The sequence below is a fragment of the Catalinimonas alkaloidigena genome, from assembly GCF_900100765.1.
GTDB lineage: Bacteria > Bacteroidota > Bacteroidia > Cytophagales > Flexibacteraceae > Mooreia > Mooreia alkaloidigena.
The window spans coordinates 181,750-205,184 of record NZ_FNFO01000001.1 but is presented as its reverse complement, the minus strand read 5'-3'; the positions used below and the strand labels follow the sequence as shown (position 1 = coordinate 205,184).

General features: G+C 56.8%; 18 protein-coding genes. 12 read left to right on the top strand and 6 right to left on the bottom strand.

All coding sequences use genetic code 11. From position 1 onward, the window contains the following. Nucleotides 1-10: 10 nt before the first annotated feature. The 8 genes from BLR44_RS00905 to BLR44_RS00870 all read left to right on the top strand — a co-directional run bounded on the left by BLR44_RS00905 (nt 11) and on the right by BLR44_RS00870 (nt 10,747). Nucleotides 11-2,299: a DUF5682 family protein gene (locus tag BLR44_RS00905; RefSeq protein ID WP_089677986.1), complete on the top strand. Its 2,289-nt coding sequence runs from the start codon at nt 11-13 to the stop codon at nt 2,297-2,299. 370 nt (nt 2,300-2,669) lie between these two features. Further along, nucleotides 2,670-3,104 (top strand): hypothetical protein, encoded by a 435-nt coding sequence (locus BLR44_RS00900; RefSeq protein WP_143017047.1) that lies wholly within the window; start codon nt 2,670-2,672, stop codon nt 3,102-3,104. 271 nt (nt 3,105-3,375) lie between these two features. Beyond that, on the top strand, nt 3,376-4,524 hold the full coding sequence (locus tag BLR44_RS00895) for a VWA domain-containing protein (RefSeq protein WP_089677982.1): 1,149 nt from the start codon (nt 3,376-3,378) through the stop codon (nt 4,522-4,524). Nucleotides 4,525-4,608: 84 nt separating this feature from the next. Next, nucleotides 4,609-6,108: an ArnT family glycosyltransferase gene (locus BLR44_RS00890; RefSeq protein WP_176955847.1), complete on the top strand. Its 1,500-nt coding sequence runs from the start codon at nt 4,609-4,611 to the stop codon at nt 6,106-6,108. Then, complete coding sequence (locus tag BLR44_RS00885) at nt 6,105-6,632, top strand: hypothetical protein (protein ID WP_089677978.1); 528 nt, start codon at nt 6,105-6,107, stop codon at nt 6,630-6,632. Before BLR44_RS00890 ends, BLR44_RS00885 begins: the two co-directional genes overlap by 4 nt. A gap of 103 nt (nt 6,633-6,735) precedes the next feature. Continuing rightward, on the top strand, nt 6,736-7,692 hold the full coding sequence (locus BLR44_RS00880; protein ID WP_176955846.1) for a glycosyltransferase family 2 protein: 957 nt from the start codon (nt 6,736-6,738) through the stop codon (nt 7,690-7,692). Then, nucleotides 7,692-9,992, top strand: coding sequence for a DUF6311 domain-containing protein (locus BLR44_RS00875; protein WP_089677975.1), 2,301 nt, complete (start codon nt 7,692-7,694; stop codon nt 9,990-9,992). Before BLR44_RS00880 ends, BLR44_RS00875 begins: the two co-directional genes overlap by 1 nt. Before the next feature lie 5 nt (nt 9,993-9,997). Then, nucleotides 9,998-10,747, top strand: coding sequence for a methyltransferase domain-containing protein (locus BLR44_RS00870; protein WP_089677973.1), 750 nt, complete (start codon nt 9,998-10,000; stop codon nt 10,745-10,747). On the opposite strand, the gene BLR44_RS00865 is transcribed toward BLR44_RS00870, so the two are convergent. Then, nucleotides 10,738-12,081, bottom strand: coding sequence for a hypothetical protein (locus BLR44_RS00865; RefSeq protein WP_089677971.1), 1,344 nt, complete (start codon nt 12,079-12,081; stop codon nt 10,738-10,740). The two genes, BLR44_RS00870 and BLR44_RS00865, sit on opposite strands and share 10 nt — an antisense overlap. Before the next feature lie 290 nt (nt 12,082-12,371). On the opposite strand from BLR44_RS00865, the gene BLR44_RS00860 reads away from it, so the two are divergent. Continuing rightward, nucleotides 12,372-13,682, top strand: coding sequence for a hypothetical protein (locus tag BLR44_RS00860; protein WP_089677968.1), 1,311 nt, complete (start codon nt 12,372-12,374; stop codon nt 13,680-13,682). On the opposite strand, the gene BLR44_RS00855 is transcribed toward BLR44_RS00860, so the two are convergent. Both BLR44_RS00855 and BLR44_RS00850 read right to left on the bottom strand, forming a co-directional pair. Further along, nucleotides 13,657-14,433: a glycosyltransferase gene (locus BLR44_RS00855; RefSeq protein WP_089677967.1), complete on the bottom strand. Its 777-nt coding sequence runs from the start codon at nt 14,431-14,433 to the stop codon at nt 13,657-13,659. The two genes, BLR44_RS00860 and BLR44_RS00855, sit on opposite strands and share 26 nt — an antisense overlap. Further along, on the bottom strand, nt 14,412-15,221 hold the full coding sequence (locus BLR44_RS00850; protein ID WP_089677965.1) for a methyltransferase domain-containing protein: 810 nt from the start codon (nt 15,219-15,221) through the stop codon (nt 14,412-14,414). The genes BLR44_RS00855 and BLR44_RS00850 overlap by 22 nt, the downstream gene beginning before the upstream one ends. Before the next feature lie 238 nt (nt 15,222-15,459). Between BLR44_RS00850 and BLR44_RS00845 the strand changes: the two genes are divergently transcribed. Then, a complete protein-coding gene (locus BLR44_RS00845; protein ID WP_089677964.1) occupies nt 15,460-17,886 on the top strand; it encodes a DUF5686 family protein in 2,427 nt (808 codons plus the stop codon). Here BLR44_RS00845 and BLR44_RS00840 read toward each other — a convergent pair. Next, a complete protein-coding gene (locus tag BLR44_RS00840; protein WP_089677962.1) occupies nt 17,858-18,388 on the bottom strand; it encodes a DUF4494 domain-containing protein in 531 nt (176 codons plus the stop codon). The two genes, BLR44_RS00845 and BLR44_RS00840, sit on opposite strands and share 29 nt — an antisense overlap. Before the next feature lie 259 nt (nt 18,389-18,647). Between BLR44_RS00840 and BLR44_RS29250 the strand changes: the two genes are divergently transcribed. Beyond that, on the top strand, nt 18,648-18,950 hold the full coding sequence (locus tag BLR44_RS29250; RefSeq protein WP_089677960.1) for an isoamylase early set domain-containing protein: 303 nt from the start codon (nt 18,648-18,650) through the stop codon (nt 18,948-18,950). A 58-nt stretch (nt 18,951-19,008) separates the two neighbouring features. Here the strand turns inward: BLR44_RS29250 and BLR44_RS00830 are convergent, their stop codons facing one another. Continuing rightward, nucleotides 19,009-19,404, bottom strand: coding sequence for a response regulator (locus BLR44_RS00830; protein ID WP_089677958.1), 396 nt, complete (start codon nt 19,402-19,404; stop codon nt 19,009-19,011). Nucleotides 19,405-19,730: 326 nt separating this feature from the next. On the opposite strand from BLR44_RS00830, the gene BLR44_RS00825 reads away from it, so the two are divergent. After that, complete coding sequence (locus BLR44_RS00825) at nt 19,731-21,449, top strand: right-handed parallel beta-helix repeat-containing protein (RefSeq protein WP_218126983.1); 1,719 nt, start codon at nt 19,731-19,733, stop codon at nt 21,447-21,449. 66 nt (nt 21,450-21,515) lie between these two features. Here BLR44_RS00825 and BLR44_RS00820 read toward each other — a convergent pair whose 3' ends face one another. Continuing rightward, complete coding sequence (locus tag BLR44_RS00820; protein WP_218126982.1) at nt 21,516-23,366, bottom strand: alpha-amylase family glycosyl hydrolase; 1,851 nt, start codon at nt 23,364-23,366, stop codon at nt 21,516-21,518. Nucleotides 23,367-23,435 lie beyond the last annotated feature (69 nt).

Genomic DNA, 23,435 nt, shown 5'->3' with positions numbered 1-23,435 from the left:
AGCGTTTACTGTGACAAAGATATTCGGCATACGACACCACGGACCGGGCTCGGCCCGACGCCTGCGGGAAGCGCTGGACGCGATGCAGCCCGACCTGGTGCTGATCGAAGGCCCGCCCGACGCCGATGACGTACTGGAATGGGTCACCACGACGGAGATGAAACCGCCCGTGGCGCTTCTGATTTACCGTCCGGACGAGCCGCAGCGGGCTGCGTATTACCCGTTTGCGGTCTATTCGCCCGAATGGCAGGCGATGCGGTATGCGGGCGAAAAAGGCATTCCGATGCGGTTTATGGACTTGCCGCTTCTGCACCAACTGGCCCTACAGGAAGCTGAACAAAAGGAATCGCAGGAAGCCCTACCCGAAACCGTCGCGACGCAACCGACCTCGGAAGAAGAGACCTCGACGCCCATGACCGACGTCGATCCCGATGCGTTCGATCCCAAACGGGTGCGGCAGGAGCCGTTCCACTACCTGGCGCGGGCGGCGGGCTACACGGACAGTGAGTTGTGGTGGGAGCATCAGTTCGAACAGCGCATGCGGGTCGACGACAGCTTCGAAGCGATTGGGGAAGCGATGCAGGCGCTACGGGAGTCGGTGGTACCGGACGATTCGCCGCGCGAACGACGCGAAACCCTGCGGGAAGCATGGATGCGCCAGACGATCCGCAAAGCTGAAAAAGAGGGCTTCACCAATATCGCGGTGGTATGTGGCGCGTGGCATGCCCCGGCCCTGGTCGACCTCCCCCCCGCCAAAGCCGATCAAGCTCTTCTGAAAGGCTTGTCGAAAGTCAAAACCACCGCCACCTGGATTCCCTGGACCTACGACCGGCTGGCGTGGCGCAGCGGCTACGGGGCGGGGGTTCCTTCGCCTGGCTGGTACGATCACCTCTGGCACTATCCTGAGGAAACGGCGGTCCGCTGGCTGACGCGGGTCGCGCATCTGCTGCGGGACAAAAGCATGGACACCTCGTCGGCGCACGTCATTGAGGCCACCCGTCTGTCCGAAACGCTGGCTTCGCTGCGGAACCTGACGCGGCCCGGCCTGGAAGAACTCAACGAGGCCGTGCAGACCGTGATGGCCTTCGGTGATGCGAGCCTCCTGCAACTCATCCACGAAGAACTGACGGTCGGCGACGTACTGGGTGAAGTCCCGGAAGAGGTACCGCGCGTGCCGCTGCAAATCGACCTGGAGCGGCAACAGAAGTCCCTGCGACTGCCCGCCAAAGCGGCAGAGAAAACTTACTCACTCGACCTGCGGAAAGACACCGACCTGAAACGCAGTCAGTTACTACACCGCCTGCGGTTGCTGGGCATCGATTGGGGCGCAGAACAGGCGACGCGTGGCAAAGGCACGTTCAAAGAAGAATGGTCGCTGCGCTGGGAACCGGCACTAGCGCTGCGGGTGATCGAACAGGGCATCTGGGGCAACACCGTCGAAGAAGCCGCCACACAGTACGTCCGGCACCAGACCGGAGAAACGGATGCGCTGGCACGGGTCGCCACGCTGTTGCAGCAAACGCTCCCGGCCGATCTGCCCGGCACCCTGGAGCCGCTGATGGAACGGATCGACGCGCTGGCCGCGCACGCGACAGACCTGACGCAACTGATGGTGGCCCTGCCCCCACTGGCCCAAACCACGCGCTACGGCGACGTGCGCAAAACCGACACGGGACGCCTCGCCACGATCATCGACGGGCTGGTCAGTCGGATTTGTGTCGGGCTACCGGTGGCCTGTCAGTCGCTCGATCAGGAATCGGCTCAGGCGATGCGTCAACGCCTCAGCGACGTGCACCAGGCGCTTCATCTTCTTCAGGTCGAGTCTCAACTGGACTTGTGGCAACAGACGCTGGCGAAGCTCAGCGAGGCCCCGCAAATTCCCGGCGTGCTGAGTGGCTACACGACCCGCCTGCTGGCCGACGCACAAACCCTACCCGAAGCGGAAGTAGCCCAGCGGTTCAGTCGCGCCCTCTCGCGAGGCCAAGCCTACACATACGCCGCCGATTGGCTCGAAGGGTTCCTGCAAGGTAGCGGGATGATCCTCCTGCTCGACGATGCGCTCTGGAACGTCCTCCATCCGTGGATCGGCGGATTGCCCGCGGACGTCTTTCAGGAATTGTTACCGCTGTTGCGTCGGACGTTCTCGCAGTTTTCGTCTTCGGAGCGGAAGCAAATCGGCGAGAAAGCCCGCTCCGGCCAAAGTTCCGTATTGACCACCACAAACGACGAGCATTTCGATCATATCCTGGCGGAACAGACCCTGCCGGTCGTCTGGCAACTTTTAGGAGTGTTGAGTTGAAAGTTCAGAGTATAAAGTGATAGAAAGCGGTAAAACTCATTCCTCCTTACTTGTCATCGCCTGCTGCCACGGGGGCCGTTGTCACGGCGGCCGTCCCACGGTGGCCGGCGACCCAGCTCGAACAGCGCGAGCGGGGTGCGGTGCCCCGCCGGGACCCGTGCCAAATCTCGTTTGTTTTGGAACAGAAAACAGTGAAAGTAAGAAGATGCGGCGGCACGATCCGCCGTTGCAGGACCGCTTTCAGCATGACAATACAATGGACGTCGATATCCCGCTCTTTCAGTGAATACACCGATGGTGGAAGCAACTATAATAAATAATAGAGAAGGGAGTATTTACTGACTATCAATAACTTAATAATCAACTAGTTATGTCACGAAATGCTGCAAAACTTAAATTTCTTTCGGCAATGGAAATTGAATTAGAAGAATTGCTTTCGAATTATGTGGTGGGTGATGGGCAGATATCCACTTTAAAAATAAATCTAGACTATCATGATGATAGCAAGTCAACCACTACAGTTGAATTATTCATAAGAAAGCGAGCTAAAAAAGATAAGCTTGAGAAATGTAAAATAGAACTACAGTTTGAGAAAGTTATAGAAGTTGGTATTAGTGAGGATTTTGGAAGCAGCTATTACTCTGACATAACGTTGGTTAAGCAGGAAAATGGCTCTTACTACTTCTCATTAGATCCTTATGGAAATACTGGTCAGCCTCATGCAGATGACAACTTAGTCATTACTGCTAAATCATTATACATACATATAGAAGGCAAGAAAGCAGCTTCTGATATCAAATCTTAAACCCACTGGTTGTGCCTCGCCCATCGGCTGCATGAGTACATCATCAGCCGCCGAAGTGCAAAAGATCTCTCCCGTTCGAGCCGGGTCGCCGGCCACCGTGGCAACGGCCCCCGTGGCAGCGGGCGATGACAACGAAGAAACGTGTTGTAGTGCCAGCACCTGTGACGTATGAGTGAATATTTTAGACCTGCGATCTGCGCCTTGTGTCCTAGGGCTTTCGACCTGCAACCCGAAACCCAATGTGCCATCTGTAATTTGAAATTGTAATTCCATGACCCACCCCGAACACCTGGAACGCTGGCGCCTGATTTTGGGCGGCGATGCGAATGATGGCACCGGCGTATCGCTGCAAGGCGAGATGCAGGACCTGGACCGTGTGCTGACCGCACTCTACGATGCGGAGCGGAAAGGCGGCCTCGGCTCCTCGTCTCCGAACGTGTCGCGCTGGCTGGGCGATATTCGCACCTACTTTCCTTCGTCGGTGGTGCAGGTGATGCAACGCGATGCCCTGGAGCGGCTGAATCTGACGCAAATGCTTCTGGAACCCGAAATGCTGGCCTCGGCCGAACCGGACATCCACCTGGTCGCGACGCTGCTTTCGCTGAGTCGGGTGATTCCGGAGAAAACGAAGGATACGGCCCGGCAAGTGGTGCAGAAGGTGGTCGACGATTTGATGAAGAAGCTGGCGCATCCCATGCAACAGGCCGTGGCGGGTAGCCTGAACCGCGCCGCACTGAACAAACGTCCGCGCCACCACGAAATCAACTGGCACCGGACCATCCTCAAAAACCTGAAGCATTACCAACCCGACTACCGGACCATCGTACCGGAAACGCGCCTGGGCTGGGGACGGAAACGCTCGGCGCTGAAAGACGTGGTGTTGTGTCTGGACCAGAGCGGCTCGATGGCCGCCTCGGTCATCTACTCCGGCATCTTCGGGGCGGTGCTGGCGTCCATCCCGGCGGTGAACACCCGCATGATCGTGTTCGATACGGCGGTGGCCGACCTGACGGAAGACCTGGAAGATCCGGTCGATCTGCTGTTCGGTGTGCAGTTGGGCGGCGGCACCGACATCCACCGCGCCTTGCTGTATTGCCAACAACTTATCACTCGCCCCACCGACACGGTGCTGGTGCTGATCACCGACCTGTTCGAAGGAGGCGACCGCCGCAAGATGCTTCAACTGGCCAATGCCCTGGCCCAGGCCGGCGTGCAACTCGTGGTGCTGCTCGCGCTGAGCGACGACGGCAAGCCTGCCTACGATCACCAGAACGCTGCCGCCCTCGCCGCGATGGGCGTTCCCGTGTTCGCCTGTACTCCCGACCTGTTTCCGGAACTGATGGCGTCGGCTCTACAGAAACAGGACCTAAACCAGTGGGCGGCCACCCAGGGCATCGTGACCGAACGCGGCGCCGGCTAAATCGCCTGCGTCCCAACGTAGTCACCGTCAGGCTTTCGCGAATGCGTTTTATCTCCTATGTTTACTGTTTCATTCGTGATTCGCATGACGCTTTCCTCTCAGCGATCGATTCATTTCTTTCTGCTGCCTCCCTTCCTGATCCTTGCGTATTTCGCGCTTTTCTGGCGACTGGGACATCCGGCACTCTACATCTGGGACGAATCGTTGCGGGCTGTCAGTGCGATGGATATGGTCGAAGGCGGGAGCTGGTTGGTCAATCAACATACCACCAAGCCACCGCTGATGAAGTGGATTCAGGCGGTCTGTTTGCAATTGTTCGGCTTTTCAGAAGTAGCGCTGCGCCTGCCGTCGGCATTGAGTGGCCTGGGTACCGCCCTTTTACTGATCTGGTTTTGCAGTCGTGAGATTCGCCAGCCGCTGATCGGGTACCTGAGCGCGCTGGTGCTGTTGAGCGCCTATGGCTACGTAGGGCCTCATGCAACACGGACTGCCGATACCGACGCTCCCCTCACGCTATTTCTGACCATTTCGTGCTTCGCGTATTATCGCCTGTTGGAACATGACCGACGCCGCACGCTTTACCTGCTTCTCTGTGCCGGTGCCATTCTGATCGCCTCCCTGATCAAAGGGATCGCCGGATTGTTTTTTCTGCCGGGGCTGTTCTTGTATGCTCTCTTCCGTGGTAAACTCGGGGTGCTTTTCAAATTCTGGCAGCTTTATGCCGCCATTGGGGTATTTGTGTTCGCCATTGTGACTTACTATGTCGTGCGGGAATGGAACAATCCGGGATATTTCGCGCACGTCTGGCAGTACGAACTCGGCGGGCGCTTTGGCGGCGTAGTACAAGGCCACAAAGGAGGGCCCTATTACTACCTGACGAACCTGATTACCGAGCGCTTTACGCCGTGGATATTTGTGCTACCGTTTATACTTCCGTTTCTGTTTCTGCACCCTACCCGCCCCTACCACCCGCTGGTCGTCCTTTCCTTGTGCTGTGCATTGAGCCTGCTGCTGGTGTTATCGGTGGCTTCCACAAAAATTGCCTGGTACGATGTCCCCACCTATCCCTTTCTGGCCCTGCTCACCAGCATCGGGATATTCCTGATGGCCGACTACTTTATTATGCTGTACCGGCTCCCTTTCCGGGCGTGGCACGCAACGGTGGTCGTATTTCTGGTGCTCTTCATACCCAGCTACAGGTGGATTCTCCACAAAAATCGCTTTCCGCTGGGCTTTTCCTATTACATCAACTGGAGCCAGCTGGAATACGGCCCCTTTATGCAGCACCTTAAAGAGACGAATCCTTCGCTGAAAGAGTACTACATTCTAAATCCGCTGAACAACACGCACCTGTACTATTACGTGCATGCCTACAATCATGCCTACCAGTACCAGCTCACCCACCTGTCGCAAATTGCCCAACTTCCCGTGGGTGCTACGGTTATGACGTGCGAATCGTCGTACCTCCCGCCCCTCGCTGCCCAGTACGATTACGTCACGCTGGAAAGTTACGGACACTGCCGTTTGCTGAAACTGGTTCGGCCACACGTCGCCGACTCTACCCAACTTACTTTACAGCCATGAGTTATTTCCGCACAGGGATGCTGGTCCTAGTTACTGCCGTAAGTCTTGTCCGCTGCGGAGCGCCCGATTCCCGTGATGATGCGCATCTGATTACCCATAACGACTTTGAGAGCTATGGCGGATGGACCTCACTTCCGACCCTGACGGACGAGCGCGCACACTCGGGCCGGTACAGCATCAAAGTAACGCCCCAGCAGCCTTTCGGTCCCAGTTTCTCCAAGCCCGTGGGGCAGTTCTATCACGAAGGGGCGCGCCGCCTCAAGTTGGAGGCGTATGTGTACCGCGACGACCCCAAGGCCCACGTAGCCCTGATCATGGCCGTGCACTCGCCCGTCGATAATTCCGGGTTGGTTTACGAAGAGGTGGCCCACACCGGAGAAAGTAACGCCTGGTGGAAGCTCGAAAAGGTGATTGAATTGCCGGAAGGCCTGCCAGAAGACGCCAAGTTCAAGCTCTACGCCTGGATGGGCGACGGGCGGGGGGCGTTTTATGTAGACGACGTAACACTGACGCGGCTACCCTGACTTCAGGGATCTTTCTGGCCCTCATGACATTAGCGGAATTCATGTAAGTTTGGTCCCTGTTTCTCCTTGTGTAGTCTCATTTCAACTAACTGCGGCAACCGTTTTGAAAGACCTTAGCATCGTCATTCCCCTGCTGAACGAGGCCGAAAACTTACCAGTGATCCACCGCCGCCTGACGGAGGTACTGCAACCCACCGGGCTCCGCTACGAGATTGTGTTTGTGGACGACGGCAGCACCGACGCGTCGTTTCAGGAGATTCGCACCCTGGCCCAACACGACAAGGCCGTCCGCGGCGTTTCTCTGTCGCGCAACTTTGGGCATCAGGTGGCGCTCACAGCCGGGTTCGAACACAGCCAGGGCGAAGCCATTATTTCGATGGATGCCGACCTGCAACACCCCCCGGAGATGCTGCCCGAACTTTACAAGCATTTTCAACGCGGGTACGACGTGGTCCACGCCATCCGCAAAGACGGCGAACACATGTCGGTCCTGAAACGCAAAACGTCTGTTTGGTTTTACCGCCTCATGAACTACCTGTCGGATACCCACTTCCACCCTGGGGCCGCCGATTTCCGGCTGGTCAGCCGACGTGCCCTGCAAGCTTACCTGTCCCTGCCTGAGAAAGACCGCTTCAACCGGGGGCTGTTTGCCTGGATTGGCTTCAACCAGGTGTATGTTCCGTACCAGGAGACGACGCGCCACGCCGGCAAAAGCAAGTATACGCTCAAGAAAATGGTCTATCTGGCACTTGACGGCATCATTTCCTTCTCGGCACGGCCGCTACAGCTCTCGTTTTTTGCCGGCCTGTTTTTCGGATGTGCCGGTCTGTTGTACGCGCTGTTTGCCATAGTGATGTATTTCCGGGGGCAAACCATCGAAGGCTGGACCTCAATTCTGGTCACGGTGCTGTTGATGGGCGGCGTCCAACTGGTGGTGATCGGCATCCTGGGCGAATACCTGGCACGGATCTACCGTGAGACAAAAAACCGGCCTCTTTATTTCGTAAAAGATGCCACTGATGCCGTTGATCCTGTGCTGGCTTCTCCGAAAGAGTTGTGATGATCCGCTCCTCTACAACCGGCTTTCTCCTCACGTTCCTGCTTTCTCTTTCTGCCCTCAGCCTTCTGTACCGGCCTTTGTTGGTAAGCCCGAATACGTACTACTTCTCGGCAGGTGGCGATGGACTTCAAGCCTACTATACCAGCCTCTACCACATCAAGTACGACACGTCGTACCACCGGTTCGAAGGCATGAATTACCCCTATGGCGACCATGTCCTCTACACGGCGAATCCGCTCCTGACCAATGTGGTGAAGGCATTCAGCGAGTATGTGTACGACATTTCGAACTACACGGTGGGTATCCTGAACCTGTCGATGCTGCTATCATTGATGGTGTGTGCGCTGGTGTATTATCTTCTGTTGTCGTCCCTCAGAGTCGAGCCCCTCTATGCAGCCCTGGCCGCCACAGGAATCGCGTTTCTGTCGCCGCAGGTCGACCGCATGCACGGCCACCTGGCGTTGGTGTACGAGTTTTTTCTGCCGATGCTGTTCTGGCTGATGCTGCGTTTCGACCGCAAACCGACCCACGGCAAAAGTCTTGTCATCGGTCTTTTTCTGCTGGTCTGTGCCCTGACCCATCTCTATTTTTATGGCCTCATGGCGCTGGTGCTCACGGGTTATTGGGCATGGCAGTGGCTTTTCGAACAGCGGTTCCGTCGTCCGCTTTGGGCCGTTGGCCACTATGCGCTTCAGGTAGTGATAGCCTATGCCGTATTTACAGGCTGGCTGCTGTTGACCGATCCGGTCACCGACCGCTCGCGCTACCCCTGGGGCTTTTTTGCTTACCACGCTTCGTGGGAGGGGGTGTTTCTGCCCATCAACCAGCCCCTCGGCCGTCTGATTCACGAGCACCTGATCCCCATCCGTGAGGTGAGCCACGAAGGCATTGCCTACATTGGCCTGACGGCGGTCGGGTTTCTCGTGGTGCTGCTGGGCAGCGGCCTGTTTTTTCTGATACGGCACCAAAAGTTCTCCTGGCTCCGCTGGACGGGCGATCCGCTGCTGAACGCACTTTTCTGGACCAGCGTGGTCTGCCTGCTGCTGTCGTTTGGCTGGCCGTTTACCTGGGCACCCTCCGATCGGCTGGTCTATTATGTGCCGTTTTTCCGGCAGTTGCGTAGCATCGGACGGTTCAACTGGGTATTTTTCTACGTCATCAACTGGCTGGCTTTTGTGTGGATCTACCGCACGGCGGGCCGACTTCCTCTCCGTTCCGTGCGGGGGGTGTGGCTCGTGCTGCCGCTACTGCTGTTGTACTACGAAGCCTTTGAAAACAACCGGGGTGTGGGTGCATCGCTGCAAAACAAGCTACCCGATTATGCCGACTACGCCCTTGCGCTTCCCCAAAACGACTGGATTCGTCAGGTAAATCCAGCGCAGGTGCAAGCCATTGTGCCGCATCCGTACTTTCATCTGGGTTCCGAAAGCGTGTGGCTGGAAGCTTTTCCGGTCTACGCTTACCTGCTTTCGCTACATACCGGGTTGCCGCTTACTGCCGTGCACATGCCCCGCACCTCGCTGGGCCAAACGTACCGCAACCTACCCCTGGCCCTGGAGCCCTACCGTCCATACCCTTTACTGGACGAGCTGCCTGATGCACGACCGTTGCTGCTGATGATCGATACGGTGGAGATGAACACCGTGGGCCGCACCATGCTGCACCATGCCCGCCCCGTGTCGCAACTGAACCGGCTGGTGGTGGCTGAATTGCCCCTGCGCCAACTTGCCGCCCTGCCGCGCGAGCAGGCACAACGCACCTGGGCCGCGTGGGATACGCTGCGTCGCCCCCCGCAAGAGAACCTTTGGGCCACTCCGGCCGGGGCAGCGTTCGTCTACCAGTCGTTTGACGAAGAAGATTCCGCAGCGGCTTACCAAGGGGCCGGCGGGAAACGTATTCCGCTTAACGGGGGGGTGCTGTACGAAGGATCGGTTCCTTCGCAGGCGTCGCGGTGCCTCCTTACGTTCTGGATGGCCGACATTGCGCAAGATTTATACGCGCGTACGCTGGTCGACGTGCAGTTCCTGGATACGACGCACACGCCGGTGTCCAGCCAGCGCTTTTCGGCTTTTCGCGAATTGGCCACGCTGGATGGCCCATGGGCGCTGTTCGAAGCTCCGGTAGAAGTGCCCCCGTCGGCGACCTCGGTACGCATCACGTGTTCGAACGTAGCTCCCGGCGCTCCTCTCCTCGACATCGACGAACTGATGATTCGCCCGGTAGGCGTAGATCTTTACCAAAAAACTGACCGAACGATTGCCAAAAACGATCGTTTTTACCCTTTTTACCTTACCCAGTAAACCTTATGGCGCTCGAAAACGAATTCCCCATTTTACAGCGATTTCCCAAGAAACGGCCCCCGCTGCCCCCCCCTTACCAAGCCATCTATGCCCAGCATTACCTCGACAACCGGGAGGGCAACACCAAAGCGACCTCCGTTTCGCAACAACTGGAGCGGTGGTTGCACCGCAAAGTTGCCGAAGACCTGAAAGGCCAGAAGCGCAACTTCGCCACTCTGGAAATCGGGGCGGGTACCCTCAACCAGATCCCTTACGAGGCCAACTCGTTTCCTTATGACGTAATTGAACCCTTCCACAGCCTGTACGAGCACTCTCCGTACCAGCACGAGGTGCGTCATTTTTACGACGACATTCGGGAGGTGCCCGCGGATGCCCGCTACGACCGCATCACCGCAGTGGCTACCTTCGAGCACATCACCGATCTGCCGACGGTAGTGGCCAAAGCTGCATTACTGCTGGCCTCTCAGGGCAGCCTGCGGATTTCTATTCCCAACGAAGGCACGTGGCTTTGGCGTTTGGGAACCCAAGTAACAGGATATGAATTCACCCAAAAACATGGTCTTGACTACCAGGTACTGATGCGGCACGAGCATGTTAATACGGCGGCAGAGATCGAGGAGGTCATCGGGGTCTTCTTCACCCGGCAACGCAGCGCTTCGTTTGGGCTGAATCGCCACACCGCATTCTACCGCTTTATAGAAGCTACCCAGCCTAACTTGGAACGCGCACGCGCGTTTTTAGCGACTCAGCCGTGAATCTCCGGCTGATCTAACGGCACCTCGGTGCTGGCCGACCGCGCAAACGGCAGGAAGAAAATCACCACGACCGAAAGCATTACGGGCACGATGAAAAGGTAGCCGTAGGGCACCTGGATGAAATTGTAGAAAAAAGCGAAGTAGACCTTCAGGCTAATCAGCGCAAAGTAGCGGGAGTCGATGCGGCGACGGTACCGGAAAAACAGCACGCCCATGGCCACGACTGCCGCCAGCGAAAGCCAAAGGTGTGTCCGCTGCAGGCTGTGCAGGCGGTCGAGCAAAGCCCCTCCGCCAAAGTCGTGGAAAAATGCGGCAAAGCCGTAACCCTGGAACAACTGGAATGGCTTGGCCCCGGGCTCCTGCCAGGCCTGTCCGGCCCATTCGCCCAGAGCGGCCGTTTCGTAGGCCTGCATGGCCCGGAAGGGAGCAGTCCAGTTTTGTGACATGAAGGGAATGATGTACACCAACAGCACGCCGACGACGCAATAGGCCAGCAGACGCCAGGTTCGGGCGCGGGGTTCCTCGCAAAAGAGAATCAGCAGGTAGAGGGGCACCCACAACAGCAGCGAAAACCTCGACAAGCCGCACAGTAGCAGTGCCACCGCGCGGAAGCCGATCGACCGGCTCATCAGGCTACAACCAAGCAGCAAGTAATAGCCCATGACCATGGGTTCTACGGTGTACCCAAACACATCGGGTCGGTGCTGCATCATCAGGCCCAGGGCGACCAGAGGCAGGGCCAGCCAGCCGAGAAGAGGTCCCCAACGTACGTTCGCCTTCAGCACGGCCCATTCGTAAGCAACGATGCCCGTCACACACATCAGCAAGGCCGACCACCGCAAATCGATCTGTGCCCACTTCGAGAAGGTCATGGGCAGCCATTGGAAAGGCAGGTAGTTGGGAATAATCGAATATTCGGGGTACGCAATGTCTCGTCCGTAGACCTTTTCTCCCTGCAAAAAGCGCGTTACGAACTGATCGACCGAAGGAATGACGTCGGAAAGGTGGTAATCCAGCGGAAACGCACGGATGATGGCCAACTGCTTTACGGCCAACACCACCGCCCCTAGTCCAAACAGCACTTGCCCGACTAACAAGCGGGGAACGGTGACCTGACGAAACTGCAAGCGATCGGGCGAATAGGGCGCCTGCCGGGCACACCACAGCGGGTACAACCCGATGCCCAGCGAGCTTACAAAAAAGAGCGATGCACTTAGGTAGGGACCGAGGCGGTTGGCATAGACGGTGTAAAATCCTAGCTCGACGATGAATAGGCCAAGCATCACCGCCTGGTGCCTACGAAAACCCAAAGGGCCGATGTTGAGTTGCAGCATTGGCAGCAAACTTAATTGCTATCCCGGGAAAAAACTTACTGAACCGGCCACGGCACAGCCGACCTGCCCAAGGGTTAGGGAAGTCTCGGTTTGCTCCTGATTTTCAGCTACCACTGCGTATCTTCACGGCATTCGCGGGCCTGGGCACGTTGGCGGATTGTAGAAAGTGGCCTTTCCGATGAACGGAGCAAACTCCCTGCCTACGTACCAACCGATTATGATTTCTACACCCCAAACAGCATTTGACGTTGCATAAGGAGTCTTAAACGCCTCCGCTCTTTCATCGTTCTATGAAGCCTCTTTCCCTGCCTCGACGTTTCGAGTTTTCAGCCGTTTCTCTGTTGCCGTTCCTCTGCCTTGTGCTGGTTTTGCTCAGCGTTTCGTACCGGGGCATGCACGTCACGCGTGTCATCTGGTCCGACGCAGAGGGCTACTATCTTTACCTGCCCGCGCTGCTGATTCACGGCGGCTTCGAAGGATTTCTGGCCAAGACGGGCTCCTCACAGTTTCAGTTTTACCCGGGCACCGAAAAGATTTTCACGCCCTACACCTGCGGGGTGGCCCTGTTGCAGTTGCCTTTCTTTTTGCTGGCCCATGTATACGCCCTCCTGACCGATGCGCCAGCCACCGGTTACTCCGCCCCCTACGCTATCGCGATCAAACTTGCTGCGGCCTTTTACGCCACGCTGGCCTGTTACCTTCTGTTTCGCGTCATCCGGCGGCATTTTTCCACTGCGGTCGCGCTCCTTAATCTGACGTGCCTCTACCTAGGCACCAATTTGTTTTACTATACGGTGGTGGAATCGGGCATGTCGCATGTGTATTCATTTTTTTTGGTGTCGCTGCTGCTCTACCTCACACCTCGGTTGCTCTCTGACAATTCCACCCGGGGCATATTCGTACTGTATGGCGTTTGTTGTGGATTGATTGCCCTCATCCGACCCAATAATGCCGTCTTCGGGCTCTACCTGCTGCTGTACGAGGTGCATAGCTGGTCACAGTTCAAAGCTCGTATCCTGCACATCGTTCGACACTTTGGTTCCTTCTGCCTGATTCCGCTGGCGGCGCTTCCGCTGCTCTTCCCCCAAATGCTGTACTGGCACCACGTAACCGGGCATTGGATTATGTATTCTTATGGGAATCAGTCTTTTATCTACTGGAATGAGCCCAAAGTCCTGCAGGTGTTGTTCAGCTCACGCAACGGCTGGCTCCTGTACAGCCCCATCATGCTGTTTGCGCTGGTCGGGCTGTTCGAAGCTTTGTTCAAACGACGGTTCAGCAGCATAGCTGTACTGATTATCCTGGCAGCGGCAATCTATGTATTCAGCAGTTGGTGGTCGTGGTGGTTCGGGGGAGCCTTTGGACACCGCTGCTTTGTGGAGTACCTCCCCCTACTGGCGTTGCCCCTGGCCTATTTTATCAATTTTCTGCTGCGCTCCGGGTACCGGATCAACTACGTGATGGGGGCCTTCATGCTGTTTTTCATCTTCTACAACCTCAAGCTGACCTACATTTACTGGGGTCCGTTTCATTACGCTTTCGCCGCAACGACATGGCCCGAATTTTTCGGTCTCCTCAATCTGTTGTTTGCACCGGCGTAAGGGTCGCTCCCCCCACGCCTCGGTAGCGGTGCCAGATGCGATACAACTCGCGGACAACCTGCCAGCCGTCGCGGTAGGTGATTTTAGAACCGGCCCGATGGGACCAGCGGGGCAATGGATACTCGTAGACCAGTTGTCGCGTGCGGGCCAGGCCTTCGTGTTGTTGCAATCGGAAAAAGAGTTCTACGTCAAAAAGCCATGAGCTGCAAAACGGTTGGGCGAACAGGAGGGCTGCTATTTCGCGTGTGAATACTTTGGCACCGCACTGGGTATCGTAAAACGGCAGCTGCAGCATCAGGCTGATGCCGGTAGCCATCACACGCCCGATGAGGTGCCGGGCCGCCGACCGTTCGATTTCGGCGCCCAGGCGCCGGATGCGTGCGCCGGTCACTACCTGGTACTGCTTGTGCGTCAGCAGGTGATGACAAAGCGCCATAAATCCCTCGGGTGGGGTCGCCAGATCGGCATCCAGAAAGCCCAGGCAAGTCAGTGGGGTGTTTTCCAGCAAAAAGTGCATTCCCCGCCGTACGGCCTCCGCTTTTCCTCGGTTGGTTTCAATGCGTATGACAAAAACGCGCGCTTCCTGCCCTTGCCGGAGTGCCTGCAGCATGGAGTACGTAGCATCGCTGCTGCCGTCGTCGACAAAACACAGGCAGATCTCGGGGTACTGAGCGGCAAACTGGCGAAATGCCGTGACCGGCAAGCGGTGCGCCTCGTTGTAGCACGGAATTACGACGCCTGTTGTCGACATAGCGCGTAACAGGAGAGCCCGGGCAGGCGCACACCAATCTGTCGTAATACGCGACTGATCCGAAAGTCGACAATCAGGGTATCGCGCACCACGCCGTCGACCGAGGGATGCCCCTGGTGGGCACCGATGCCTCGAACCCGCCGCGTGGGCGCAGCCAGCTTTTCCCAGCCCCACTGCGCCAACCGTGGCAACAGCAGCGTAGAGAAAAAGTACCCGCTTTCGAGGGGGCGAAGGCCGCCGCGCGTCACGCGCTTCTCTAATTTTTGTGTCGTGTACCGACGGAAATGGCGCAAGAAAGCATCATGACGGCTGTAGAGCCAGTGCCAGGCGGGCACGGTGATGACAAAGCGCGTGGCCGAGGTGATAAACGCGAAGGTATTGACAAACCGCAGGTAGCCGATCTCGTCTTCGATGTGTTCGAGCACGTCCAGCATCAACACCCGGTCCATTTGGTTAGGCACGCGGGCATCGGCCTCCAGTTCTTCCAGCGATGCGTAAAGGCGAATCCGGTTCGCCAGGCCTTCTTTCTGAAGTTGCGTCTGCAATTTTTGTTTCAACGCCGGCTCAAACGCAATGTCCACACAAAAGAACCGGGCCTGCGGGAAAAAATCGGTCAGTTGCCGGGCTACGAACAAATCGCCGCAGCCCAGGTCCAGCACGTTCATAGGATCGGTAACGTCTCCCCCGAGGCTGTCGAGCAACTCCACAATCACTTCCAGGCGCGCCTGTTCCCACGGATGTCGTTGCCACCGCGTTTCGTCTGAAATCTTCAGTTCACATAAATCCATAGTCAGCTAAAGTTAGAGAGATACCGCAACTTTCTTCCTCTTACGTCTGGTAAGTTACGCAGGATGAGCCAGTTCGGCCGAATATGCTCGTGTCCTGGCATTCGATGTGGCAGTATTGACTTATGAAATTCATTACTCGGCAAAGCATTTTTGCCCTGGCACCGAACAGGCGTCCTGCAGTTGCGCGCATCCTTCGGCATTGAGTACGTTTGTGGCTTTGTTTAGAAGGTCTGCCTGCATGCATTTTTGTTTCCGCCCGCTCCTGCTGCTGATCATGATCGTGCTGGCGAAAGGCATTGCCCAGGGCCAAACCCTTTCGGTCCGGGGCCAGGCACGCGAAACCTTTACACAAAAGCCGCTACCGTTCGTAGTAGTGGAGGTCAACGCCGGCGAACGCTTCCAGATTTCCGACGTCGACGGCAATTTTACCCTGGATTCCCTCCGGATCGGCGACCGGCTCGAGTTCCGCCTGCCGCTGCACCGCACCGGGTACCACGTCGTCAAAAAGACGGAAGATTCCCTGCGCATCGACATGAACCGCTACCTGTGGGTGGTGCGGGCAGACAGCACTACGCCCCAGGCCCGCCGGTTGATCGATGCCGTGCTCGCCACACAGCCGCGCCATGACCCGTTGCGCCACCGTTTTTCGCTCAGTCAGTACACACGCCTGAGCGTATCATTGCAAAATCCGGAAGCGGTGCAGCAGCTCGCCCGGCGGTGGGGAAAGCGGTTTGGACTGGAAAAGTTACCGCCTCAGTTCGGGGCCGACCGGCATCTGTTCCTGATGGAATCGGTCGTGGACCGGCACCGCCGCGGCCCACTGCACGACAAGCAAGTCATCCAGGCCGTACAAGCGTCGGGCATCGATTACGCCTCGCCGCTGGCGTATGCTCTGCAAACCCAGCCCTTCTCTCCGTTCGATGCATATTTGCCCCTGGCCGGCACCGATTATGTAGGCCCCCTACACCACCTTACCGCCCGATTTTACCATTTTGAGGTAGTAGATACGGCCGGTACAGGGTCCGATGCCCTGTACGTCGTGCGGTACAATGCCCACGCCCCCCGCCTCATGAAAGGCCTACGCGGGCTGCTTTACATCCAGCACCGGACCGGACAGGTCCGCTACCTGGTGGCCGAACCGGACGAGCGGCTGCGCGACTCACCCGATAAAGTCACGGAACACATCTACCAGCAATTCGCGCCGCAGGGGAGCGGCGGACTTGTGCCCGTCGTTACACGCACGCAGCTCTCGGTCGATCAGGTGACGGCCTATCGGCTGCGCTTCGGGGCGACGGCCGACACGCGTCTGCTCGACTACGCACCGCGGGTACAGTTGCCGCGCCGCCGTTTCGACGAGTTCGCCCTGGACTACGACCCGGGGGCGGCCGTGCAGCCCCCGGACTACTGGCAGGCGCACCGCCCCTACCCCCTGACGCAGGAGGACCAGAACACGTACCACCTGTACGATACGGTGGCGACCATTGAGCGCTTCGACCGCTGGTTAACGGCCGGAGAGCTGCTGTACGGCGGCCGCATTCCGTACCGTTCGGTGTACATCGACCTGAACCGCGTGGCGCGTTTCAACGACTACGAAGGGCTGCGCCTGGGCTTTGGCTTTCATACCAACCAGCGCCTTTCGGAAACACTGGCGGGGGGTGCGTATGTGGGGTGGGGCTTTCGCGACCAGGCGTTCAAGTGGGGCTTCGACGGCACGTGGCAACCCTGGCTGGCGTTGCCGTTGGAAGGTACTTTTGCGTTTCAGGACGACATCGACGAACCCGGTGGGCTGGCGTTTGCCTTCGACAAGCCGCAGTACCTCAGCGAACGCCTGCGCCCCTACCGTTTCAACCGCATGGATCGGGTCCGACGTCTACAACTCTCGGTCGAAGCCGAACCGTACCAGAACGTGTACTTTCAGCTGGGGCTGCACCAGTTCGAGCGGGAACCGCAGTACACGTATCAGTACCGGGAGTTGCCTCTGACGCACTTCCAGTTTGCGGAATGGCAGGCCGGTGTGCGCTGGTCGTTCGGCGAACGGTTCATTCGCACGCCGCTCGATCGGCTTTCGCTCGGCACCCTTTACCCGGAGCTGTGGCTGCAGTTTGCGCAAGGCCTCCGCGGGGCGTTCAACGGTCATTACCGCTACCAGCGTTGGGATCTGCGTCTGCGGCAAACCATTCCTCTGGCCGTGGTGGGGCGGTTCGGCTGGCAGTTGCAGGTGGGGCAGGCCCACGGTGCGTTGCCGTATCCCATCCTCTACAACGCACCGGGCAGTTTCAGTCCGGGCTCGGTAGTGACGCACAACAGCTTCGAGACCATGCGCTACAACGAATTTGTGGCCGACCGGTACCTCTACCTGTTTCTGTCGCATGATTTCGGGCGGCTCTACGAAGGAAGTCTGTTTTTCCAACCTGCGCTCGAAGCCATCAGCAACGTAGGGTTCGGTGGGCTGCGCCACCCGGACTACCACCGGGGCATACCGATTCGTACGCTTAAAAACGGGTATTACGAAAGCGGGCTGTTTCTGAGCGATGTGCTGGTGCTGGGAGTGCCCGGCCTGAAAGCAGGACTGGGCGCAGGGGCCTTCCTTCGGATAGGTCCCTACGCCCAGTCTCGGATAGGCGATAATCTATTCTTTAAGCTGGCTCTGACGATTCACTCGTAGCGGCAGCCGCCACCACTTCGCCCGTCTCCAGGTCGACTTCCTCGGCAAACGCGCGGACGTCTTCGTTGTTTTCGCGGTCGTCGACGTAGGGGAAAATCTCGATGATCGGCGTCAGACCTACGTCCGTAATCTGCCAGGTCACCATCAGGGTACCGAGGCTCTCTTCGATGCGCTCGCACGCCTGTTTTACGCTGTCGGCCGTCACCAGCATGGTGTTCACCGTTTTCTTTTCCTTGCCGGTTTTCTCATCAACGTCGATGAATACGACCTTGGCTTTGTACCACGTCTCCTGATCTTCGTAGTGGAAAATTTCCTGAAGATTCATCTTATTGACACTCTGCAAGATAAACTCCGGCAGGGCGCTTCCCAGTTCTTCGTAAACGCGCGCTTCCGCCTCGGTGAACGACATGGCATCGATCAAATACTGCTCTTTTACCTTCGTGACTTTGCCGTTTTCTTCTTGCTGCTGATAGCTCAATTTGCACAGAAACCAAATTCCCATAATCCGTAGTCGTGTGTTGGTGATAGAAAGACAACAAAGATAGAGGTTTCGTCAGAAAGGGGCTTTTTTCTCTTTTGCGCGCACAACCTTCGATTCGCCGCGTGCGTAACTGCCTCAAAGGGCAGCGTTTGAACATTTCGTAGCGTCTCGACCAAGCGACCGTCGAATAGTGCAAATTCGCCTAAGCATTTGTTGCTGATTAACAACTACTTAGTATATTCGCATCGATTTTGGTTCACTTTAAATTTATTTGCTAGAAATGATTAAAAAGAAGTTTCTGAAGAGCAAACCGGTTTGTCAAACGACTTTCGAACTGGCGAAAGAGACGGTAACCCCTGAGAAAAAGGTTTTCCTGGTCGGTGATTTTAACGATTGGGATAAAGCTTCTACTCAAATGAAGCCCAAGAAAAACGGCACATTCGGCGTCACTCTCGACCTGGAAACCGGTAAGGAGTATCAGTTTCGGTACCTGCTGGGCGAAGACCGCTGGCTGAACGACGAAGAAGCCGACAAATACGTGGCGTCACCGTTCGGCGAAGAGAATTCCGTTATTTCTCTTTAAGTAGCAATCATTCCTGACGAAACGTCAAATCTCTGCCTGGAGATTTGACGTTTTTTTTTCAGGCCGTTGCATAAACCAACAGTTCCTGTACGTTAAGAGGTTTGTTAAAGTAGCGTTTCACGTGCGGATTTTCCCGCGCGCGAATCAGATCGCGGTGATCGATGGACGACGACAACATGAATACCGTACAGCGCTGTGTGAGTTCTGCGGGCAGTTTCGCATACTCTTGTAAAAACGCAAAACCATCCATGCCGGGCATCTGCACATCCAGCAGAATCACGTCCGGAAACGTAGACAGCGTTTTTAAGTAATCTAAAGCACCAGCGCCCGAATCCATTACCACCACTTGTTCAGCGACACCTGTCGTCTCAATCAGTTTTTTATTGATGAAGTTATCAATGCTATTGTCGTCAATGAGCAGAACCGATTGAAAAGTCGACGTAGAGATGTTCATAAGGGTATGATCCTTGTAGTATTAGGTTATTGACAGAGAATAATCACCTTCCTGAAGGGCCGCCATTCGATGCCCAAAAGGAAAATATCTTACATCAAAACTTGATAGTTTCTATTAGACTTACTCATAAAGGACCCTCCGCATTGTCCTCATTTTAGTCTAATTTCCTACTTATTTAGCAAATATCATTCGATACTCCAAATAATATGAAGAGAAACAATTTATTGAGTCAGAGCCTGTTACGTTTCCAATTCCCGTTTCTCGTACCCTCTCAGAATATTCATCTAAACAATAGCATGATCGGTCCTCGTAAACTTGGCATAAGCTTGGCGATCGGCGCATTTGCGCTTCTGTTCGCCTGGTTCGGTTTTTATAAACTTGCACCAGACCAGAAAAGTTTACCGCTTCCGTCTCATCTTCAGGCAGATATCGCCGCCACGCCCGAAAAGCCTTCGCCCGCGACACGCACAAACCTTACGCCCCTCGCTCAGGCCCCCGAAGTGTACGTAGCGCCCAATGGCAACGACGCGGCTGACGGCTCTCAACAGCACCCCTATCTAACCCTGCGCCGGGCGCTGCAACGCGTCACGGCGGGCGGCACCATCCACCTGGCGGCGGGTACGTACCGCGAAGGCGAACTGCAGATTACGCGCGGCGGCACGGCCCAGCAGCCCTTGATACTTCAGGGCGCGGGGCCGGAGAAGACGTTCCTCAAAGGGTCGGCCGAAATCAACGACTGGCGTGTGTGGCGCGACAACATCTGGCAGGCACCCTGGTCTACCAACAGCCAGCAGCTTTTTATGGACGGGCAACCTTTGCAACAGGTCGGGTCACAGTCGGGCTGGCATTTCCGCAAGTACCTGGGCCAACTGATTCTCAAACCGGTAGGTGAAACGCAAGAAGACCTGACACCCGGCTCTTTTTATTATGACCACACAACGCAGACGATGTATTGCCAGCTTCCCGACGGGGCCGATCCTAACGCCCACCTCATGGAGGCCAGCGTGCAAAAGTTTGTGCTGGAGGGACCGGAAGCGGCCCACGTGCGGCTGCAGGGCATTGGGTTCGCCCACAGCAACGGCTCTGAAAAAGGCGTTCCGTCGTACTTGGTGCAACTCGGTGCGCACCACTGGACCGCCGAAGACTGCAATTTCGACGACGGCGACTTCATGGGCCTGAAAATTACCGGCGACAACCACACCGTGCGGCGCTGCCAGTTTCGACGCAACGGCGACTCGGGTATTAACATGAACGGACAACTGGACGACCAGCAACCGCTCGCCCCGGTGGCCACCCGCACGCGGGCTCCCATGCACATACTGATCGATTCCTGTACCGTAACGGACAACAATACCCGGCGTTTTATGGCGATCTGGCACGCCGGTGGCATCAAATGCGTCCCTCTCTGCCGCGACGTAACGGTTCGCAACTGCGTGGTGAAACGCAACCGCGGAAACGGCATCTGGTTCGATACCTGCTTTGGCGACATCACCATTGAGAACAACGAGGTGAGTGAGAACGACAACGGCATCATGTACGAAATCAGCTACCCCCTGCCCGGTGATCAGGTGGGTGCCCTGATTCGCAATAATTTAGTGACGAACAATAAAAAGCACGGCATTTACATTTCGGCGTCAAGCGCGGCGGTGGTCGAACACAACACCGTCTGGCACAACTGGGTGAATGTTTGTTTGCACGGCATGCCCCGTAAAGTTTTCGAACTCAAAAACAATACAGTCACCGACAATTTGATTGGTGAAGGAAAGCACGCCGACATGATTGTCTTTACCGGCGAAAAAGCGGGCGATAATGTGCTGAAGGGTAACTATTACGCAACGGATGCTCAACACCGCCAGCCGCTGATTGGCATTGTCAGCGGCAAAGGATACGACATTACGCACCGCACGATCGAGGCCCTCACGCGCGCAACCGGACAGGAAGCTGGCGGACAAGCCGGCACGCTGGAGTGGCAGACCGGGGCCGAGGTGACCCGACGCCTGCCGGCCAGTAGCCCTGCGGTGGGCAAAGGTCGACAACTCCCTTGACCGTTCGATAGGGTTCTAAAAAAAGAAAGGCTTTTCGATCGAAAAGCCTTTCTTTTTGAGTGTTGCTTAGTCTTGCGACAAAACTAAAACCGAGTAGGGACCGACGTCGACCGTTCCGTGGAACGGCAGGCCGTCACGCTCACCTTCTTTCGCTTCGGGGTGACCGGTGAACTGGTTGGTGAAGTCTTCGTCGAAGCCTTCCCAGTCGCTGTTGAAGCGTACTTTCCACTGCCCACCCAGCGGCAAGCCGATGGTGTAACCGCCCCGCGTTTCGTTGGAAAAGTTGGCGATGACCACCGTGGTATCTTTTGAGCCGCCGTCTTTCCAGCGCTGGAACGCGATCAGCTTCATGTCATGGTTGACGTGGATGATCTGAATTTCCTGCCCGCTGAGGCCCCGCGTGAGCCCCTTCAGGTTCCGCCGCATGCTGATAAGTTCCTTGTACAGGTTGACCAGTCCGGAAAATTCCTTGACGCGCGACCAGTCGAGCGGGTCGGTATCCGAAAACCACTTGTCTTCCAGAAACTCCTGCCCCTGAAAGAGCATCGGAATGCCGGGTGCGGTAAACACAATGGCGGCCCCCAGCACGGAGCGTTTCTTCGAAAAATAACTGTCTACGTTATCGGGCCAGATTTCTTCGGGCAGGCGGGCCTTGCCGTTGGCCACCTCGTCGTGCGATTCGGAGTAGATCACCCGCGCAAACGAATCGAGGCCGTAGCGCGTCTCCAAAACGGTGAGGAGCTTGTGCATGTCGCGGCTGTGGTCATCCTGCGTAATGACGACTTCGCGCAGCGGATGCACAAAGTTGCTGTCCCACTGGCTGCCGAAGCCGGCACCGCCCTCGCCCGTAGTTTTGGTGAGCCATTCGTTTCCTTGCAGGTCTTCGCTGATCATCAGCTTGCCGGGGTGTTTGGCCTGCACCTGTTCGTTGACGTACTGCATCAGGCTCCAGCCGTCGGGCAGGTCCGAAGCCGAACCGCCCATGAAGTTCTGGTTCCGGATGAAAACGGTTCCGTCCCACCGCAATCCGTCGACGCGGTACTCCTCCAGCCACATCATCACGTTGTCGGCGATGTAGGAGCGCACTTCCGGGCGGCCGTAATCAGGGCGAGTACTGCCCCAGGGGGTTTCGGCACGCCAATCGTTGTAAAAATAGATGCCGCCCAGCTCGTTTTCCGACCAGCCGTCGAACTGCCACAAGTCGACGTCGGTAGGCCCGAAGTGGTTGTAGACCACGTCCAGAATCACCGCGATGCCGTGTTCGTGCGCCGCTTTGACAAATTCCTTAAACGCATCAGGACCGCCGTAATCGCTTTCGACCGCGTACGGATGCGCCGGGTTGTAGCCCCACGAGTAGCCTCCCGGAAACTCCGCAATTGGCATTACTTCCACGGCGTTGATGCCCAGTTTCTGCAGGTAAGGCAGCTTTTCGATGGCCGACGCGAAATCGCCGGGCCGGTCCTTGTGCTTGGCGTTGAAGGTTCCGATGTGCATTTCGTAGATCACGACCTCGTTCCACGGTGCCATCTGGAATTTCTTTTTGCCCCAGTCGAATGCCTCCGGGTCGTAGATTACGCTGTTGCCAATCGAGCTGGTGACCTTCCGGGCGTAAGGATCGTTCTTGTGGAATACATTCTTTCCGTTTTTAATCACGTACTTGTATTCCTGCCCCGGCCGGGCGTTGCGCAGGTCGACGTACCAGTACCCGTTGCCTTCGGAGACGAGAGGCGTGGCTTTGTCGTCCCACTCGTTAAAATCTCCTGCGATGTGGACGGCGTCAGCGTTGGGTGCCCATACGCGGAACGCTGCGCCTTTACGGTTTTTATACAGAATAGCCCCCATACCGGGGCGGTGTTTCTCAGGAGAAGCCTCGTTCCGTCTGCGACGGTGCTTGGGCTTCGTTAGGGTTTGCGTCATAAAAAAAGGTAAAATAAAAAGTCTGTGTTGAAGGCTTTTACGCACGCGCCGTCCGTTCGTTGTGTCGTT

Excerpts from the sequence above, each read along its gene's own strand:
- BLR44_RS00900 (WP_143017047.1), top strand. The coding sequence starts at position 2,670 with ATGTCACGAAATGCTGCAAAACTTAAATTTCTTTCGGCAATGGAAATT.
- BLR44_RS00855 (WP_089677967.1), bottom strand. The coding sequence starts at position 14,433 with ATGTCGACAACAGGCGTCGTAATTCCGTGCTACAACGAGGCGCACCGC.
- BLR44_RS00895 (WP_089677982.1), top strand. The coding sequence starts at position 3,376 with ATGACCCACCCCGAACACCTGGAACGCTGGCGCCTGATTTTGGGCGGC.
- BLR44_RS00850 (WP_089677965.1), bottom strand. The coding sequence starts at position 15,221 with ATGGATTTATGTGAACTGAAGATTTCAGACGAAACGCGGTGGCAACGA.
- BLR44_RS00860 (WP_089677968.1), top strand. The coding sequence starts at position 12,372 with ATGAAGCCTCTTTCCCTGCCTCGACGTTTCGAGTTTTCAGCCGTTTCT.
- BLR44_RS00830 (WP_089677958.1), bottom strand. The coding sequence starts at position 19,404 with ATGAACATCTCTACGTCGACTTTTCAATCGGTTCTGCTCATTGACGAC.
- BLR44_RS00840 (WP_089677962.1), bottom strand. The coding sequence starts at position 18,388 with ATGGGAATTTGGTTTCTGTGCAAATTGAGCTATCAGCAGCAAGAAGAA.
- BLR44_RS00820 (WP_218126982.1), bottom strand. The coding sequence starts at position 23,366 with ATGACGCAAACCCTAACGAAGCCCAAGCACCGTCGCAGACGGAACGAG.
- BLR44_RS00845 (WP_089677964.1), top strand. The coding sequence starts at position 15,460 with ATGCATTTTTGTTTCCGCCCGCTCCTGCTGCTGATCATGATCGTGCTG.
- BLR44_RS00870 (WP_089677973.1), top strand. The coding sequence starts at position 9,998 with ATGGCGCTCGAAAACGAATTCCCCATTTTACAGCGATTTCCCAAGAAA.
- BLR44_RS00865 (WP_089677971.1), bottom strand. The coding sequence starts at position 12,081 with ATGCTGCAACTCAACATCGGCCCTTTGGGTTTTCGTAGGCACCAGGCG.
- BLR44_RS00875 (WP_089677975.1), top strand. The coding sequence starts at position 7,692 with ATGATCCGCTCCTCTACAACCGGCTTTCTCCTCACGTTCCTGCTTTCT.
- BLR44_RS29250 (WP_089677960.1), top strand. The coding sequence starts at position 18,648 with ATGATTAAAAAGAAGTTTCTGAAGAGCAAACCGGTTTGTCAAACGACT.
- BLR44_RS00885 (WP_089677978.1), top strand. The coding sequence starts at position 6,105 with ATGAGTTATTTCCGCACAGGGATGCTGGTCCTAGTTACTGCCGTAAGT.
- BLR44_RS00890 (WP_176955847.1), top strand. The coding sequence starts at position 4,609 with ATGACGCTTTCCTCTCAGCGATCGATTCATTTCTTTCTGCTGCCTCCC.